Below are 17,512 nucleotides of genomic sequence, written 5' to 3' on the forward strand. Positions count from 1 at the left end.
GGCAAGATTTTTACCTATAAAACCGGCAACTCCTGTTATTAAGATTTTCAATTTTTAATTTTAAACCATTAAATACCTTTAAATCTATAAATTTCTGCAACTATTCCGCCTCCAAATATCACAAATTATGTATTAGTTATGAATTTTAAAGGAAAATGTAGTAAAAAGGGTAAAAAATATACCACACTTTTCTTCTGGTTTTATATATTTTTTGAAGAAAATAAGTTAAAAGCAAAAACTTATCCCCAAACTAAAAAGCCATCTTGCTGCATCTGGTCCCTGAATAAAAGCAGAAATAAAATGAATAAATCCTGTGAATTGGTATTATAAACCAGTATTTCTTTTGATATAACAAAAAAAGAGAAATTGCTATCAATAAAACTGTAAATAATCTCGGAAATAAAAGATTTTTAAAAAAAAATAAAGAATAGGAAGATTAACTAAAAAATTAAAAGGAACCTCCAATTTAAAAAGGTCCTTATAAATATCCTTACCCTAAAGTAAAATAATAGAACCATTAAGGGGAATACCCTCCTTAGAAGTTATTTGAGCAAAAATACACTTATTTTATTTTAATTCTATAAATCTTTGCAACCTTATTCTCCCCAAAATCAATTTCCTTTACTTTTTCATAATTTTTTATTACAAAATTATATATATAACTTTTTTCCCAATCCTTTGGATAAAAAATATTTTCTGTATGAATAACATACTTAATTTTCTTTAAATTTAAATATTCAACAATCTCTAATTCTGACTCAAAGGGCAAAAAATATGGCTCAATAAAATCATACCTTACAGGTATTTCTTTTTCATAAAGAAAATAAAATATCGTTCCATTATCAAGAAAAAAAACCTCACCTTTTCCCTCTGTATTCTCTTTGAAAAACTTCTTTAATTCCATATACCCCTTCTTTTCTTCCTCCTTTACAAAAACTAAAAACCTTTTATCACTAAAAAAAATCTTACCCTTTATCAAAAATTCTGCATGAGTTAAAAATCTAAAAGGAAAATAAATTAAAACAGGTAAAAGTATATAGAAGAATTTTTTTAATCCTGATTTATATATTCTTTCTAAAAAATAACACATCAACAAAAAACCAATCCCTAAACTGTAAATACCCCTCATCACATTTGGCCCCTGAATAAACATTGAAATAAACTGAAAAAAACCTGTTATAAGAAATAGAAAGTAATAAGAGTTCTTTTCCTTTTTTAAATTTATAAAAGAAATAAAATATATAAAAGGAGGAAGTATATTCACAAAAAATGTAATAAAATCACTGTAAATCAGATTAATCTTTAATTTTATTAAATTAAGATAAAAATCTTTAAAATTATTGAAATAATTGAACCAGTCATTGTTATAATTCCACTGAGCCTTTGTATAACTTCCCTTAATTACATAAATGTAAATACTTCTAAAGTAATCATCAAGGATACCTCTATAAAATGCATAGGAAAACCATAATACAAGAGGTAATAAAAAACCATAACAAAATATCATTAAAATTTTAAAAAAATCTTTTTTATGTTTTATCAAAAAAAATATTACTAAACTTAAAAAATTAAACAAACCGTTATTTATCATTGTAAGTAAATTAAGACCTGTAAGAAGCCCTGATAGAAATAAAAAAAGATAATTTTTATTTTTTATAAAAATTAAAATAAAATAAACAGAGAAAACATTTAAAATAAAAGAATACCACTTATGTGAAGGAATAATACCCGTTAATATTAAAGTACTAATGGAAAATAAAAAAATAAATAATAAAGAAAATTTTTTATTTAGAATTTCCTTTGATAAAAGAAAAATAAAAAGAAAAGATATTGAAACTAAAAGTGATGTAAAAATCCTCGGGAAAAGAAGGTTCTGAGGCAAAAATTTAAGAAGAGGTAAATTTATCAAAAAAGTTAAGGGTCCTTCTATTTTAACAAGATCCTTATAAATATCTTTCCCTTCAAGCAAAACTATTGAACCATTTAAAGGAATACCCTCATCATCTGTTATCGGTGCAAAAAGAGAAAAAAAAGAAAATAAAATAAAAAGGAAAATAAAGAGAAAAAAATTTTTATTTTCCATAAATTTATTATAAAATAAAAATCACTATGACAGATATATATTTTGAAAATATTATCTTTTTCAGATGGAAAGGACTTGGAGACCTTATTCTTGACACACCTCTTTTTAGAATAATAAAAGAAAATTTTAAAAATGTAAATTTAAAAGTCTTAACATCACCCTCAAATAAAGATGTCCTCATAGCAAACCCTTATATAGACGAAATCCTTCCTAAAAAAAATCTTTTAGAACTTCTCTTTAAAAAATGTGACCTCTTTGTTGATATGATGGGAAACTCTATGACACTTATTCTTTTTGCTCTTTTAAGACCAAAATATAGAATGGGCTTTAAAAAGAAAATCCCCTTTTTAAATTTAAAAATACCCTTTGATCCCTCACCCACTTATACAGTTAAACATAGATTAAAACTTTTAAAACTTTTAAATATAGAAAATCAACCTGAAAATCCTTTGCCAGAAACCTATCTTTATAAGGAAGAAGAAAAAGTTTTTAAAAGGAAATTCAAAGACTTATTAAAAAAAGATTATATCACAATTTTCCCTTACGCAAGAGGCAAAGTAAGAGATTTTCCCTCCTACATTTTTTCCTTTTTAAATGATAAATTCAAGGAAAAAGGATTTAATGTTTTTTTTATATTTGATAGAATGGGAGAAAAGAAATTTTTAGAAATTAAAAAATTATGTAAAATAGAGCCAGAATTTATATTCTCTCCAAATTTAAGGGAACTGATTTTTATATTAAAGTATTCAAAACTTTATATAGGTCCTGATACAGGTCCTAAACATATAGCAGTATCACAAAAAACTAAAACCTTAACACTTTTTACCCATACAAACCCTTTAAACTGGACACCACCTGATTTTCAAAATCATAAGTTTATAAAACCTACTCTTGAATGTCATCCCTGTGAAACAAAAAATTTAAATTACTGTAAAAGAAAAGATTTTAAATGTTTAAGCCTTTTTGAACCTGAAAAAATTTTTGAAATTTCCTTAGAACTATTAAAAAAATAAAAAAAACAAAATAAAAAATATCAATTAAATAACCGTATTTAACATAAATAGTCTCATCAGAAAAAATTTTTACCTCACCTTTAATAACACCCCTTTTAAAGAGAGGAATTTCCTTTAGAATTCTGCCCTTTTCATCAATAACACAACTTATCCCACTTCTTGCTGACCTTACAAGATATCTTCTTGTTTCTATTGCCCTGAAAATTGCCAGGTCTCTGTGAACTTTTGGACCAAGAGATTTTCCAAACCAACCATCACTTGTTATATTGATAAGTAAATTAGCACCTTTTTTAACAGCTTCCCTTGAAATTTCAGTAAAAATTGATTCAAAACATATCGGAACAAATACTAAAAAGTCTTCAATTTTAAACAATCTCAAAGTTTTCCCTCTTGAATAATTTCCCTGTCCGAAATCAAGTTTTCTTAAAAAGGGAAAAATCTCATCATAGGGTAAAGCCTCACCAAAAGGTGTAAGATGGGTTTTATGGTAATAATCAATAAGCTCTCCTTTTTTATTTACAAGAAAAGCAGTATTAAAAAATCTGTATTTTCCTTTAATTTTTATTGCATCGGCATTACCAAAAATAAGATAACTTTCAGTTTTTTTTGTAAAATTACTGACAATTTTCAATACATTTGTATCATATCTTGCAAAAGAAGGAATAGAGGATTCAGGAAATATAGAAATTAAAACTCCTTTAACAGAAAGAGAATCATATATCTTCTCTGCTATTTTAAATTCCTCTCTCTGAGAATAATTCAGAGGTATGTGAGGTTGATAAAGAGCTATCTCAATTTTTCTAAATTCCCTATTTTCTTTTTTTAAAAGATAAATTCCAAAAATATGAAGTAAAAAAATTAAAAAAATAGAAAAAGCTATGTATAATTTTTTTAAAGTGAAAATTAAAAAATTAAAAAAAACAATCAAGAAAGTTATAAAAAATGGACCTGTAATTTCAATTATCTGAATTAAAGGTAAATTATTTTTCTGTGATAAAAAAAGAACTACCCATGGAAAACCTATTTCTGATTTTGAACGGATTATTTCAAGAAGGGTATAGATTAAGGGCACTAAAAGAAAAGAGAAATTTTCTTTATGGAATTTTTTAAAAAAATAAGTAAAGATACCAAAATAAACTCCATGGGTTAAAAATATTAAAAAGGTCCCAAGAGTTATCCAAAAACTTGCTTCCTTTTCAATTTGAGTTAAGTTAAAAATCCAGTTCAACTCGCAAAAAGAAAAAATAGTGCCATACAAAAAGCCTGACAGAAAACTTCTTCTAATCCTTTTTAATAAGACGAAAAGGGGAATAAAAGAAAAAAAAGCAAAAGGGAAAAAATAAAAAGGAGGAAAGGAAAATAAAAGCAAAATTAAGGATAAAATAAATAAAAGAATATTTTTAACTTCTGATTTTTTCAATAATTTCAAGAATCTTAATTCCTTCATCTATTTTGAATTTCGGAATTTCAGCTCCTGTTATAGAGTTAACAAAATGCTCAAGAAGTAAATCAAAGGAGAGCCTATAAAAACTTTTTTCCTCTGTTATTCTTGGTGTTATATCTATAAGTTGTCCGAAATGTTTCTGAACTATCTTAAAAGGTGAAAGATAAGCATTTCCCTTTTCACAGTATATTTCAATCTGAAATTTATCACTTTCAATAAAAGGATCCCATAAAATTTCTATTAAAACACCTGTATTATCTTTTAGTTCTAAATAAAGGGTCCCCTCCCATTCAATTCCATTCTCATTCTTTTTGAAAGCTTTTAAAAACTTTAATGGTTCAGTTTTAAAATATGTATAATATATTTCAAAAATATGAATGAGAGTTGAATGGAAAACTGAACCAGCTGAATTTGGATCCTGCATCCATAAAGGCCCTGAGAATTCAAATCTTTTCCTTCTTCGTATAAATTTAACATGAATGATATTACCCAGAACCTTTTTATCAAAAACAATTTCCTTTATTTTTAGAATATCAGGCCTTAAAGAATAATTCATCGCAGGCATATAAATTCTTTGAGTATCAGCAATCTTCTTTTTTAACTCATAAGCCTCTTCCAGTCTTATTGATACAGGTAATTCACAGAGAATATGTTTTCCATAAGTGAGAGCAGCAAGTGCAATTGGATAATGAAGATGATTTGGAGTTGTTATAATAACAGCATCAACATTTTTATCAGAAAGTAAATCTTCAAAATCAGTATAAATTGCTTCAGCACCATGTATTTCCTTAGCCTTATATAACTTTGCTTCGTCAAGATCACATAAAGCATATAGATTTATCTTATCTCTTAATCTTTTAATTGAGGGTATATAACCTATCTGGGAAATATGACCAACACCTATTATTCCAATGTTTATTCTTTTGTTATCAACCACTTCTTATCTCTTCCTCAAGAATTCTCATTCTATCAGAGATAAGCTTACATTCATTTATTCCATTCTCAATTTTTTCAAGTAGATAATTAATTTCTTTGAGTTCATCTAATATCTCTTTCATTTTCTGATTACCGGTTTCAGTCTCCTGTAATTCCTCACCTATCAGTCTTATAACTTCTGTAAGCTTGAATACAGTAGTTTCAAAAAACAAAGGTAAATTTTCAATTTTTGGTAATAGATCAAGAGTATTAATCAAAAGTTCTTTTTCCTTTTCACCAGATTCAGTAAATTTCCTTTTATAATTTTCTATTAATTTTTCATATTCAACAATAAAGTTTTTGGTATTTTCAAGTATTTCGCTTGTAGAAGAAAATTCATGGGTCAATTTTGTAATAACATTTTCCACTGATTGAGCAAGTGTCCCGATTTCTTCTGCTATTATAGAAAATCCCTTTGCTTCCTCACCCATTCTTGTTGCTTCAATAGAGGCATTAAGAGATAAAAGTCTCGTTTTAGAAGCATAATCTTTCATAAATTCAACAAAACCCTGTATTTTCTCAAGTAAAGTTACAACCATAAAAATGTTATCCTTTAACCTTTTAAACTCCTCGATTAACTTTCCAAAACTTTCCTCAGCAATTTTTAAGGAATAAAGTATCATCTCTACTAAAGATCTTTTGCTTCTAAAGAAGGAAACAAAAGAAGAAAGTTCAGAAGAACCTTTCTCAAATTCACGAGCTATATTTTCAAGAATATCAAAATTTTTACTTATTTTGTCCTGTATATCTCTAAAAGAACCCTCAACATGGGAAAGGGAAAGACCAAATTTCGAGGTATAAGAAGAGAAATTCTTTAACATTTCAATAAGTCTTGAGGTTTTATCCTTAATAGTCTCTGATAGATCAGGTAATTTCTGGATTGAAAGATAACTTCCAATTATTCTGCTCACTAAGTAAGAAACAGTTAAAAGTCTTTCTCTATCATCCTCAGAAAAATTATCCTCCAATTTAGATTCAAATATAATCAAACCTGATAATTTATTATCCCTGTAAAGAGATATTGCATAAAAGGAAAGAGTATCCTTTGAAATAAATTTATAATCCTTTTCCCTTTTTTTAATATAAATTCTTTCATTTTTTAATAAATCATTAAAGAGATTAAAAGAAAAAATCTCTCCAACATAATTTTTATCATCAGAAAAAATACACTTAAAATTTTCATTCTCTTTAACAAAAACTTTCATGGAATCAAAAGGAATATAATCTAAAAGAATTTTTTTTACATCCTGAAAAGCTTTTTCAAGGGAAAAAACACCTGCAAGACTTTCCTCTATTTTATGTAAAAGAAAAAGCCTATCAAGTTTTAAAGAATCTCTAAGAGTCAATATACTTATAAAAATAACAGGAATAAGTATAATGAAACCATAAATGTTATTATCCCTTAAGAAATTAAAAATAAAGAAAATTAAAGAAGTATAAAAGAAAAGAAAAACAATCTCTCTTGAAAGAATATATAAATGTTTCTTAAATGAAAATCTTGACTTTAATATTAGAGGAAAATAGAAAAAAAGAGGATATAAAAAAGAGGTAATTATAAGAAAGATAAGCAATTTTAAATTAATCGAAAAATTTAGATATCTAATAAGACTTAAAAATAATGCTCCTGATAGATAGGAAGAAGAACCATAAAGGACACTCTCTATACTATTTTTTAAAATGAAATGTCCAAATAAAAATATTGAAAGGAATGAAGCAAAAGCTCCTGAAAAGGGTGATAGGTAAGAGAAGAAAGCAGATATTACAGGACAAAAGGAAAAAAAATAAAAGTTTCTTATCGGGAATCTAAAAAATCTAAAAAAAAACACAAGAAGAAAAGTTATAACAAAAAGAGGAAGGGAAAAAAACTTTTCTCCTGAAAATGTTAATAACCTGTAATGCAAGAAAGAAAAAAATACACTTAAAATTAAATGAATAATGCTTAATAAAGTCATAAATTATTTTAAGTTATCATTTAAAGAATTTTCCACAAGAGGGACATCTATAAAAAGTTTTTTTATTTTTATAAATTTTAAAAGAATAATCAAAAGAACAGTAGGGACATCTTTTTTCAAAGGGAGGAAAAGCTGATACAAATTTACACTCTGGATAAAGAGAACAACCATAAAAAATTTTTTTGTTTTTTCTTTTAACTAAATAACCCTTTTTACATTCAGGGCACAAAAATTTCTTTTCAATATAATCCCTTTTATATTTACATTCTGGAAAATTTGAACAGGAAATAAACTTACCATATTTACCCCATTTTACTAAAAGCCTTTCTCCACACTCAGGACATTGCTCCTCAAGATATTCTTCAAGATATTCCTTTTTCAAACCATAAAGATTTTCCTCTACTTTAAATAGAACTTTACTGAATTCTTCCCAGAAATTTTTGAGAAATTCCTTCCTCCCTAAATTTCCTTTTTCAATTTCATCAAGTAAATCTTCCATTTTCTTAGTAAATTCAACATTAAAAATTTCAGGAAATTCCTTTACAAGTATATCACAAACTTTTTTACCAAGTTCAGTAGGGAATAAAGTTTTACCTCTTTTTTCCACATAATTTCTCTGATAAAGAATTTCAATTATTGGAGCATATGTTGAAGGTCTACCAATTCCAAGTTTTTCTAAAGTCTTAATAAGTTCAGCCTCTGTATATCTTTCAGGTGGATTCGTTTCTTTCTCTAAAATATTTACATCCTTTATTTTTAATGTTTCCCCTTTTGAAAGCTGAGGAATATAGATTTCCTCAAAATCTTTTCCTATTATTTTCATAAACCCATCAAAAACTATCTTTTTACCTTTTATTTCTCCTTCAATTTCGCCATTTATAAACTTTATTTTTTTATACTCTACTTTTGCATTTTCAGAAAAAGATGAAAGGGTTCTTAAATATATAATTTCATAAAGTTTAAGTTCATCCTCCTTTAAATAATTTGAAAGGTCCTCTGGTTTTAAGTTTAACTTTGTAGGTCTTATTCCCTCATGTGCTCCCTGAATTCTCCCTTTTTCCTTAAATACTCTCTCCTTTTTTCTAACATATTCCTCCCCGAAAATTTCTCTTATCTTCTTTTTAATCTCAGGTACTACTTTCTCACTTATTCTCACAGAATCTGTTCTGTGATATGTTATAAGCCCTATTCTTCCTTCAGGAGTTTCAAGTCCTTCAAATAATCTCTGTGCTATCTGCATTGTTTTACCAGGTGAAAAAGAAAGAATCTTGGAAGCACTTTCCTGTAAAGTGCTTGTTTTAAAGGGTTCAGGTGGAGTTATTTCTCTAATTTTACTTTCTACATTCTCTACTTTTATAAGAGAATTAAACACTTTATTTTTTATTTCTTCTGCAAACTCTCTTTCCTTTATTTTGCTTACATCCTTCCCCTTATATTTTTTTATCTCACCTTTAAACTCAACTCCATTTTTTAAAAATATAACTTCAACCTTAAAAAATTTCTCTGGTATAAATTTCTCTATTTCTCTTTCTCTTTCTACCAATAATCTCAAAGCAACAGTCTGAACTCTCCCTGCAGATAGTCCCCTTTTTATCAATTTCCAAAGTAGTGGTGAAACCTTATAACCTACAATTCTGTCAAGGATTCTTCTTGAAAATTGTGATTCCACTTTATTCATATCAATCTCAACAGGATTCTCCACTCCTTTTTTAACTTCCTCTTCTGTTATTTCGTAAAAAAGCACTCTTTTGGCATCACTTCTTTTAATTATCTCCTTTATATGAAAAGCAATTGCCTCTCCTTCTCTATCAGGATCTAAGCCCAATAAAATTTTTTCAGCATCTTTTGCTTCTTTTTTTAGCTCTTCTAAAATTTTTTTCTTACTTTCTATTATTTCAAATTCTGGTTCAAAATCTTTTTCTATATCAATTCCAAATTTATTTTCAGGTAAATCTTTAACATGACCCCTTGAGGCAAGAACCTTAAATTCACCTTTTAGATATTTTTCAATCGTCTTTGCCTTTGACGGAGATTCCACTATAAGAATATTTTTCTTTTTCATTTTCTTTTTAAAAGAAAAAATATAGTAGAAATCATTAAAATTAAACCGTTAAAAAATATAATTTTGGCTGGATAAATCCATTCAGCAAGAATTCCAAAAATATAGGATAAAATAAGGAATATACCATTTATAATTAACTCCTTACTCGCAAAAATTCTTCCCCTGAATTCTGAAGGAACATTTTCATGTAAAAGGGTATCTTGAGAAATCATAACAGGTGAAAGCAAAAGACCACCTAAAAAGGATAAAAATCCTATATAGGCAAATTTTTTGAGAAAGGGAAAGATTATAAGTAAGGCTGAGATTGTAAGAAAGGAATAAATGATAACATTTTTTCTGTCCCATTTATCACCAAGAAAACCCAATATAAAAGCACCTGAAGCCATTCCAAAAGCTGTTAAAGCCCCAAGTTTTCCAACTCCAGTTGTTCCATATCCAAGAAACTGTTGAACTAAAATAACAATCAAAACATATACATTTGCACCTACAAAAACAAGAAATAAAATAGAAAAAAGAACAAAGGATACATTTTTATCTTTCTTTATCAATGAAATGGCGTCTTTTAAATCAGAAACAGTTTTTTGAAAATAATTTTTTTCCTCCTCAATTATTAATTTTGCAAGTTCTTCTTTTTTATGTGTTCTGTGGTCAGGAATAAAAATAAAAATTAAAAAAAAGCCCGAAAGGAAAAAAGTGATTCCATCAAGATAAAAACCCGCTTGCCATCCCTCAATACCAAAATTTTTCCATATTTCCCAGTCTACAATAAGTCCTCCTAAAAAAAGACCAAGAACTGTTGCAAGTCTTCCAGCTAAAGTTATAGTTGAATTAGCTGCTAAAATTTCATCACTTGATTTTAAAAGTCCTGGTACTATAGCCATTTTTGTTGCATTATAAACAACACCTATAAGAAAAACAAAAAAGACTATAAAATACATGGGAAATATATGTCTGAAAGATAAAACGAGAAGAGGTATCATAATAACAAGTATAGCTCTTGCAAAATCACCAAAAATAAGTATTTTTTTTCTATTCATCTTGTCAGCAATTATACCTGCAATTGGTCCAAAAATAACACCTGGAATTGTAAAAAAGAAAGCAAGATGTGAAAAGGCAACCGAATGTCCATAAGCGTAAGCTCTAACAAGCGCTATTAAAGCCATATGGTCAAGTTTATCTCCTATAAGGGAAATTGTTTGAGCAAGGGAATATAAAAGAAAATTCCTGTTTTTAAAAACTTTTGTAATTCCCTTATCTTTCAATTTTTATTTTCTCCTTAATTTCAAAATAATAGGACTCAACTTGAGATGCTATTTTATCCCAGGAAAATTTTTCTATAACTTTTTTTCTTCCCATTTCTCCCATCCTTATTCTTAAATCCTCATTTTTCAAAAGATAGATTAATTTTTCAGCAATATCATCAGGATTTTTTGGCTCTGAGAAGAAACCCTCCTTTCCATCTTCTAAAACAAATCTGTAACCCTCTATATTTGAAGCTACAACAGGAACAGATGATGCCATTGCTTCAAGTAAAACAATCCCCTGAGATTCGTACCCTATAGCAGGGGAACAAAAAACATGTGAATCAGCGTAAATTTTAGGTAAATCTTCAAAGGAGACTCTCCCGAGAAATGAAACATTATCCTTCAATTCAAATTTTGCTTTTTCTTTTTCAATTCTTAATAGAGGGCCAGTTCCAACAGCTATAAGATGAGCATCCTTTACTTCATTTATCACTCTTTTAAAAGCTTTTCTTAAATATTTAAAACCCTTTCTTTGCTCAAATCTCCCTACGAACAAAACAATCTTTTTATTTTTTGGTAAATTACTTTCTCCCTTTTTTGAAGGACTGAACCTTTCAATATCAACTCCGTTTGGAATAATTCTGTATTCGCCACCGAAATGCCTCTTTATTGAGTCTCTTGCAACTGGAGAAACAGCAATTTTTCCATCAATTTTTTCAAAGATTTTAATCAAATGTCTTTTAAATATTTCATAAAGTTTTGAAGGGTCGTGAGCAGCATGAAATGTAGAAAAATTTAAGGTATTGGAGTACTTTAAAGCATAATAGGGCATCATAGGGGCAAGGGGACCATGAGTATGAATAATATCAAATTTACCTTTTTCAATTATTTCCTTTATTTTCTTTCCACCTCTTGCAGAAAAAGTAATTCTGCCAACAGATTTATTAAAAAGAATCGGAATTGATTTTCCTATCCTTATTGTCTTTTCATCATCTTTATAATCAGGAAAATCATCTTTACTATAACCACATGTTAAAACATAAACATCGTGACCCCTTTTTTCTAATTCTTTTTTTAAATGATAAATATGTTCAGAAATTCCTCCTACATAAGGATAATAAAAATCAGAAGCAAATAGAATCTTTAAATTTTTCATTTATTTTTTTCTTTAAATTTCTTAATTCCCTCTAAAAATATATTTAAAGCAACCTCCAGTTTATTTGAATTTAAAACAAAGGCTATTCTTACTTCATTTTCACCTTTTCCTTTTGTAACATAAAATCCATTACCAGGTGCCACCATTACAGTTTTCCTTTCTATTTCAAAATTCCTTAATAAGAACTCTGTATACCTTTCACTGTTAATATCCTTTAAATCAACCATCGTATAAAAGGCGCCGTGTGGTTCAAAGGAAAAAATATAATCCGAACTCATTAATATTTTCATTCCCATTTTTATTCTCTTTTCGTACTCTTTCCTACATTCTTCTATGAATTTATCCTCCTTATTAATAACCTCAGCACAGGCATACTGTTCAATAAGAGGAGCAGAAAGTCTCGCCTGCATTAGTTTTAAAATATTTTCCCTTAATTTTTTATTCCTTGTAACAAGAGCACCAATTCTTGCTCCACAGAGAGAATATCTTTTGGATACTGAGTCAGCCACAATTGCTAAATCATAAATTTCCTCAAATTCAAGAATTGAATAATGTTTATAATCTCCATATACAAATTCCCTGTATACTTCATCGGCTATTATAAAAAGATTGTGTTTTTTTGCTAACTTGATTAAAACCTCTATTTCCTCCTTAGAGTAAACTTTTCCAGTTGGATTGTTAGGATTTGCGTAAACAATAGCTCTTGTTTTCTTATTAATATATTTCTCTATTTCCTTTTCAGGAGGTAGTAAGAAATTGTTCTTTATAGAGGTCGGAATTGGAACAAGTTTAACACCTGCAATTTTGGCAAAAGTATTATAATTTGTATAAAAGGGCTCAAATACAATTATTTCTTCTCCCCAATCAGAAGTACTGAAAAAAGAAAAAATAAGTGCTTCACTACCTGCTATTGTTACAAGGACATCTTCAGGTTCAATTTTATATCCCCTTCTTAAATAATATCTGTACCAGGCATCTTTGAGTTCAGGAATGCCATCAGAGGGGCCGTATCCAATTATTTCTTTATTAAACTCTCTTATAACTTTAAAAAAAGTTTCAGGAGGTTTAACATCAGGTTCTCCAATATTAAGATGAAAAACTTCTATACCCTTCTTTTTTGCTTCATTAGCAAAGGTATAAAACTTTCTTATAGGAGAATATTGAGCCTCTTGAATTCTTTTTGATATTTTCATTTTTTAAATTTTAAAAAATTGGGTTTGAACCATATTTATTTTTTAAAATGTTTTTTAAGGGATTCAATCTTATCAAGAGGACTCTGCTCTTTATCCCTCCTTTCATCAATCTTTATTACCGTTGAAACTCTCATTGCTCCCTTTCTAAACATCACCTCCTGCATTTTAATTATAGCCTTAAAAATTTTTTCTTTATCACCATAAAGAATTGTAAACATTGGATCTATCTCATACTTTATATCAGGATATTTATCAAGAACTTTCAAACTTTCTGCTATAAACTCTGAAACTGAGGCGCTTCCTGTGCCAATAGGTGTAATACTAACAGCAACAATTACTTTTTTCATATTTATGATTATACTTTTAAAAGATTTTAAAAGTAAATTATTTTTTCTCTTCCTTTACCTTCTCTTCTTGTAAGGGAAGAGGTGAATTTTCTCCTTTTGGCTCCTCTGAAAATAATGGAATAATATTAGAAATACCCGGTCTTTCAGTAATCCGGGCTCTATTTTCAGGTGAACTGGATTTTGAGACAATTGCAATTAAAATAGCAAGAAGCCCTATAAAAGCAGCAAGTCCCCAGGTCAATTTCTGGAAAAAAGTTGGAGCACCTCTAACACCAAGAAGGTCCTGAGCACCTCCACCAAAAAAAGCACCAAGCCCCCTTCCCCTTGGTTGCTGAACGAGAATAACTGCAATTAAAATTATTACAAGGAATACATGTAAAAAAATTAAAAGAGCTAACATAATATATAATTTAAAGCAATTTTTATAAGTTTTGCAAACAAATCTCCTTTCAAAGAGGTTCCTCCAACAAGACCACCTGAAATCTCTTCCTTTGAAATAAGAGGGTCAAAATTCTCAGGGGTTATACTTCCTCCATACAATACAGGAACCCTTACACCATAATTATTTTCCATAAATTCAATTATAAACTTATGAGCTAAAAGTGCTTCATCAGGAGTTGCTACCCTTCCTGTTCCTATTGCCCAAACTGGCTCATAGGCTATTATTATTTTTTTAATTTCTTCTTTTTGAAGAAACTTAAAACCTTCCCTTATCTGTATTTCAAGAACTTTTTCTATTTCTCCTTTTTCTCTTTCCTCAAGTGTTTCACCAACACAAAAAACAGGTTCAAATCCAAATTCTATTGCCTTTTTTAATTTTTTTGCAAGTAAATCATCATCTTCTTTAAAAATTTTTCTCCTTTCTGAATGACCTATTATTACTCTTTTTACTTTTAAATCTTTAAGATGTAAAGGAGAAATCTCACCTGTAAAAGCACCCTTTTCCTCAAAATACATGTTTTGAGCACCAACTTCAACATTTATCTTTGACAGAATCCTTTTTGCATAACTTATGTGAGTAAAAGGAACAAAAACTGCTACTTCAATTTTTCCACTTTTATCACTATACTCCTTCAAAAAATCATCTCTCCACTTTTTAATATCTCCCTTTAACATATTCATTTTCCAGTTTCCGAATATAAATTTTTTCATAAAACCCCCTTTTCTTTTAAAATTGTTTTAATAGGTTCAAAAGTTTTCCTGTGTAAGGGAGAAACTCCCTTTTTCTTTATCATTTCAACATGAAAATCAGAATAGTACCCTTTATTTATATCAAATCTATAATCGGGGTAAACTTCGTGCATTGCCTCCATCCACATATCCCTTGTTACCTTTGCTATTATACTTGCTCCTGCTATTACATCAATCCTTTTATCACCCTTTATAACCACAATCTGTCTCTTTTTTAAAGATTTGATTTTAAATCCATCAACAAGAATAAGGTCAGTCCTTATTCTTAAATTTCTTATTGCTCTTTTCATTGCAAGGTAATTTGCCTCCTGAATACCGATTCTATCAATCTCTTCTGGAAAAACAAATCCCACACCAAATCTAATATTTTTTTCTAATAACCTGTCTAAAAACTCTCTTCTTTTCTCATAAGTTAAAATTTTTGAATCCCTTACAAAAGAAATATTTTCTCCTTCTGGAACATATAAGGCACAAGCAACTATCGGACCTGCAAGAGGACCCCTTCCTGCTTCATCTACTCCAATTGGTTTTTTTGCCTTTATATTAATATAATCTAAAAACCTGTAAACACTCTCCAAATTACTTCAACTCCTTAATCCTTGCCTTTTTACCTTTCTTCTCCCTTATCCAGAAAATTTTTGCCTTTCTTACCTTTCCCCTTCTAACAACCTCTATTTTTTCAATAAAAGGTGAATGGAGAGGAAATGTCCTTTCAACACCGATTCCCTGAGTAACTCTTCTAACAGTAAAAGTTTCTGATAATCCACTCCCCCTTCTTTCAAGAACAATACCTTCAAAAGGCTGAATTCTTGTCTTTTCTACAAGTTTCTTTGTCTTCGTATCTTCCTTTAATTCGGTAATCTTAACATGAACTCTAACAGTATCACCTGCCCTGAAATCAGGAATATCCTTTTTCATAAATTTTTCTTCAACTTTTTTTATGAGAGTCTCCATTTCTTAAAAAAATTTTTAAAAGGAGAATTGAACTCCCTTAGATAAACTTTTTGAAAATTAATTATACCTTTTCCTTTAATTCCTTTTCAATCTCTTTTAAGAGAATTTTATCCTCCTCCTCTAAATTTGCCCTTTCAATAAGGTCTTTTCTCTTCAAAAGTGTTTCTTTAAGAGCCTCTTTTTTTAAATACTTTCTTATTTCTTCATGATTCCCTGAAATCAAAATTTCTGGAACTTTTTTTCCTTCAAATTCTCTGGGTTTTGTGTAAACAGGGTAGCCAAGGACTCCTTTCTCAAAAGAATCTTCTTCTCTTGAATCCTTATCTCCCATTGAGCCGGGTAAAAGTCTTGAAACTGCATCAATAAGTACATATGCTGCTGGTTCCCCTCCTGATATAACATAATCACCTATGGAAATTTCATCATCCACATAATCTCTTATTCTTTCATCAATTCCCTTATATCTTCCACATATAATTGTTATACTTTCTTTTTTTGATAAATCATGTATTATTTTTTGATTTAAAACCTTTCCTCTTGGATCCAAAAGAATTTTATAAGTATTTTCCTTTATACTTTTTAAAGCCTTTACAGTAACATCAACCCTTATAACCATTCCTCCTCCCCCACCGTAGGGTCTATCATCCACCTCCTTTGGACCTTCTGCAAATTTTCTTAAATCAATTGCTTTAAGTAAAAGGGAACCTGATAATATTGCTCTTTTTATTGGACCAAATTCTTTAATCTTTTCAAAAAAATCAGGAAAAAGTGTGATGCAATAAATATTCATTTTTATATTAAATTTTCTGAATTAACTTTTATTAATTTCTTTTTTTTATCAACACCTTTAACAAAATCCTTTGCCCATGGTAAAATAATTTCCTTACCCTCTTCTGTTTTAATGTATAGTCTTTTTAGAAAAGCTGTTTTTTCAACAAAGTCTATTTTACCTAAGTATCCTTTTTTAACATCATAAACCTTATACCCTGTTATATCTTCTTCATCCCTTTTTTCTCTTTTTTTAATATAAAGAAGAGTTCCCTTTAAAGAATCAGCCTTTTCTTTTGAATCAACTGAACTTAAAGTTATTATATAAGATTTTCCCCCGCGTCTTTCAAATCCTTTTAAAACACAAAACCTTTCTTCGCCTTTATAATAGAAAAATAACTTTTTGCCTCTTTGTAAAGTTTTTTCATTATTTACAAGAAGTTTCGCTAAAATTCTCCCTTCTTTTCCGTAGCTCTTTAGAATTTTTAAGATATAAAAATTTTGCACTCAAATTAAAAACTACCACTTGAACCAGGTTCTATAATGTCAAGAAGAGCTCTTTTACCCTTTTTAGCTCCAACAGCACTAACAAGGGTTCTTAGAGCCTGGGCAGTTCTCCCACCCTTCCCAATTATTTTTCCAACATCTGTGGGTCTAACTCTGAGTTCGTATATAACAGCTCTTTCTCCTGAAACCTCTTTAACTTCTACAGCATTAGGTTCATCCACAAGATGTTTTACAATATATTCTATTAGGTCTTTGAGTTCAACCTGTTCTCCCTTCATTTTTTACCTCCAGAGGTTTAGGCATTTGAGGGACTTGAACCCACAAGTTTAATTTTTCAGTTTGAAGACGCGGGGGATTCTCTTTTTGCTCTCTTAACAAGGGAAATAACCCTTTCAGTCATTTTAGCACCTTTAGAAGTCCACTCTTCAATTTTTTGTAAATCAATCTTGAAATCAGAATCTCTTCTCGGATCATAATGTCCAATTATATCAATAACCCTTCCTTCCCTTTTATTTCTTGAATCCATAACCACAATTCGGTATCTTGGTTCTTTATTTTTACCAAATCTTGCAAGTCTTATTTTCAGCATGTAATAATTATAAGAGATTTAATTTTATTTTTCA

General features: G+C 28.8%; 18 protein-coding genes. 1 reads left to right on the forward strand and 17 read right to left on the reverse strand.

Features of this window, described 5'->3' with window-relative positions; all coding sequences use genetic code 11:
* Positions 1 to 562: 562 nt before the first annotated feature.
* Complete coding sequence (locus ABIN17_05290; GenBank protein MEO0284472.1) at positions 563 to 2,083, reverse strand: hypothetical protein; 1,521 nt, start codon at positions 2,081 to 2,083, stop codon at positions 563 to 565.
* Positions 2,084 to 2,109: 26 nt separating this feature from the next.
* Here ABIN17_05290 and ABIN17_05295 point away from each other — a divergent pair, with 26 nt between their 5' ends.
* Positions 2,110 to 3,096: a glycosyltransferase family 9 protein gene (locus tag ABIN17_05295; GenBank protein MEO0284473.1), complete on the forward strand. Its 987-nt coding sequence runs from the start codon at positions 2,110 to 2,112 to the stop codon at positions 3,094 to 3,096.
* On the opposite strand, the gene lnt is transcribed toward ABIN17_05295, so the two are convergent.
* From lnt to rpsP, 16 genes are all read right to left on the reverse strand, one after another.
* Positions 3,029 to 4,543, reverse strand: a complete 1,515-nt coding sequence (gene lnt / locus ABIN17_05300; protein MEO0284474.1) for an apolipoprotein N-acyltransferase — start codon at positions 4,541 to 4,543, stop codon at positions 3,029 to 3,031. The two genes, ABIN17_05295 and lnt, sit on opposite strands and share 68 nt — an antisense overlap.
* The gene (locus ABIN17_05305; protein ID MEO0284475.1) at positions 4,497 to 5,477 is read right to left on the reverse strand and encodes a Gfo/Idh/MocA family oxidoreductase; all 981 of its coding nucleotides are present in this window, start codon (positions 5,475 to 5,477) and stop codon (positions 4,497 to 4,499) included. Before ABIN17_05305 ends, lnt begins: the two co-directional genes overlap by 47 nt.
* Entirely contained in the window at positions 5,470 to 7,467 is a 1,998-nt protein-coding gene (locus ABIN17_05310; GenBank protein ID MEO0284476.1) for a methyl-accepting chemotaxis protein, read from the reverse strand. Before ABIN17_05310 ends, ABIN17_05305 begins: the two co-directional genes overlap by 8 nt.
* A gap of 16 nt (positions 7,468 to 7,483) precedes the next feature.
* Positions 7,484 to 9,529 (reverse strand): type I DNA topoisomerase, encoded by a 2,046-nt coding sequence (gene topA / locus ABIN17_05315; protein ID MEO0284477.1) that lies wholly within the window; start codon positions 9,527 to 9,529, stop codon positions 7,484 to 7,486.
* Positions 9,526 to 10,791: an MFS transporter gene (locus ABIN17_05320; GenBank protein MEO0284478.1), complete on the reverse strand. Its 1,266-nt coding sequence runs from the start codon at positions 10,789 to 10,791 to the stop codon at positions 9,526 to 9,528. The genes topA and ABIN17_05320 overlap by 4 nt, the downstream gene beginning before the upstream one ends.
* Positions 10,781 to 11,929 carry a glycosyltransferase family 4 protein gene (locus ABIN17_05325; protein ID MEO0284479.1) on the reverse strand — a complete coding sequence of 383 codons (1,149 nt, stop codon included), beginning with the start codon at positions 11,927 to 11,929 and terminating at the stop codon, positions 10,781 to 10,783. The genes ABIN17_05320 and ABIN17_05325 overlap by 11 nt, the downstream gene beginning before the upstream one ends.
* Positions 11,926 to 13,122, reverse strand: a complete 1,197-nt coding sequence (locus tag ABIN17_05330; protein ID MEO0284480.1) for a pyridoxal phosphate-dependent aminotransferase — start codon at positions 13,120 to 13,122, stop codon at positions 11,926 to 11,928. The genes ABIN17_05325 and ABIN17_05330 overlap by 4 nt, the downstream gene beginning before the upstream one ends.
* A gap of 35 nt (positions 13,123 to 13,157) precedes the next feature.
* Positions 13,158 to 13,469 carry an MTH1187 family thiamine-binding protein gene (locus tag ABIN17_05335; GenBank protein ID MEO0284481.1) on the reverse strand — a complete coding sequence of 104 codons (312 nt, stop codon included), beginning with the start codon at positions 13,467 to 13,469 and terminating at the stop codon, positions 13,158 to 13,160.
* A gap of 37 nt (positions 13,470 to 13,506) precedes the next feature.
* Positions 13,507 to 13,869 carry a preprotein translocase subunit SecG gene (gene secG / locus ABIN17_05340; GenBank protein MEO0284482.1) on the reverse strand — a complete coding sequence of 121 codons (363 nt, stop codon included), beginning with the start codon at positions 13,867 to 13,869 and terminating at the stop codon, positions 13,507 to 13,509.
* Positions 13,863 to 14,621 (reverse strand): triose-phosphate isomerase, encoded by a 759-nt coding sequence (gene tpiA / locus ABIN17_05345; GenBank protein ID MEO0284483.1) that lies wholly within the window; start codon positions 14,619 to 14,621, stop codon positions 13,863 to 13,865. The genes secG and tpiA overlap by 7 nt, the downstream gene beginning before the upstream one ends.
* Positions 14,618 to 15,238: a ribonuclease HII gene (locus ABIN17_05350; GenBank protein MEO0284484.1), complete on the reverse strand. Its 621-nt coding sequence runs from the start codon at positions 15,236 to 15,238 to the stop codon at positions 14,618 to 14,620. The genes tpiA and ABIN17_05350 overlap by 4 nt, the downstream gene beginning before the upstream one ends.
* Position 15,239: 1 nt before the next feature.
* On the reverse strand, positions 15,240 to 15,614 hold the full coding sequence (gene rplS, locus ABIN17_05355) for a 50S ribosomal protein L19 (GenBank protein MEO0284485.1): 375 nt from the start codon (positions 15,612 to 15,614) through the stop codon (positions 15,240 to 15,242).
* A 61-nt stretch (positions 15,615 to 15,675) separates the two neighbouring features.
* The gene (gene trmD, locus ABIN17_05360; protein ID MEO0284486.1) at positions 15,676 to 16,404 is read right to left on the reverse strand and encodes a tRNA (guanosine(37)-N1)-methyltransferase TrmD; all 729 of its coding nucleotides are present in this window, start codon (positions 16,402 to 16,404) and stop codon (positions 15,676 to 15,678) included.
* Between the two features lie 2 nt (positions 16,405 to 16,406).
* Complete coding sequence (locus ABIN17_05365; protein MEO0284487.1) at positions 16,407 to 16,889, reverse strand: hypothetical protein; 483 nt, start codon at positions 16,887 to 16,889, stop codon at positions 16,407 to 16,409.
* A 5-nt stretch (positions 16,890 to 16,894) separates the two neighbouring features.
* On the reverse strand, positions 16,895 to 17,167 hold the full coding sequence (locus ABIN17_05370) for a KH domain-containing protein (protein ID MEO0284488.1): 273 nt from the start codon (positions 17,165 to 17,167) through the stop codon (positions 16,895 to 16,897).
* A 56-nt stretch (positions 17,168 to 17,223) separates the two neighbouring features.
* Positions 17,224 to 17,478, reverse strand: coding sequence for a 30S ribosomal protein S16 (gene rpsP / locus ABIN17_05375; protein MEO0284489.1), 255 nt, complete (start codon positions 17,476 to 17,478; stop codon positions 17,224 to 17,226).
* Positions 17,479 to 17,512 lie beyond the last annotated feature (34 nt).

The sequence above is a fragment of the candidate division WOR-3 bacterium genome, assembly GCA_039803925.1.
Classification (GTDB): domain Bacteria; phylum Hydrothermota; class Hydrothermia; order Hydrothermales; family JAJRUZ01; genus JBCNVI01.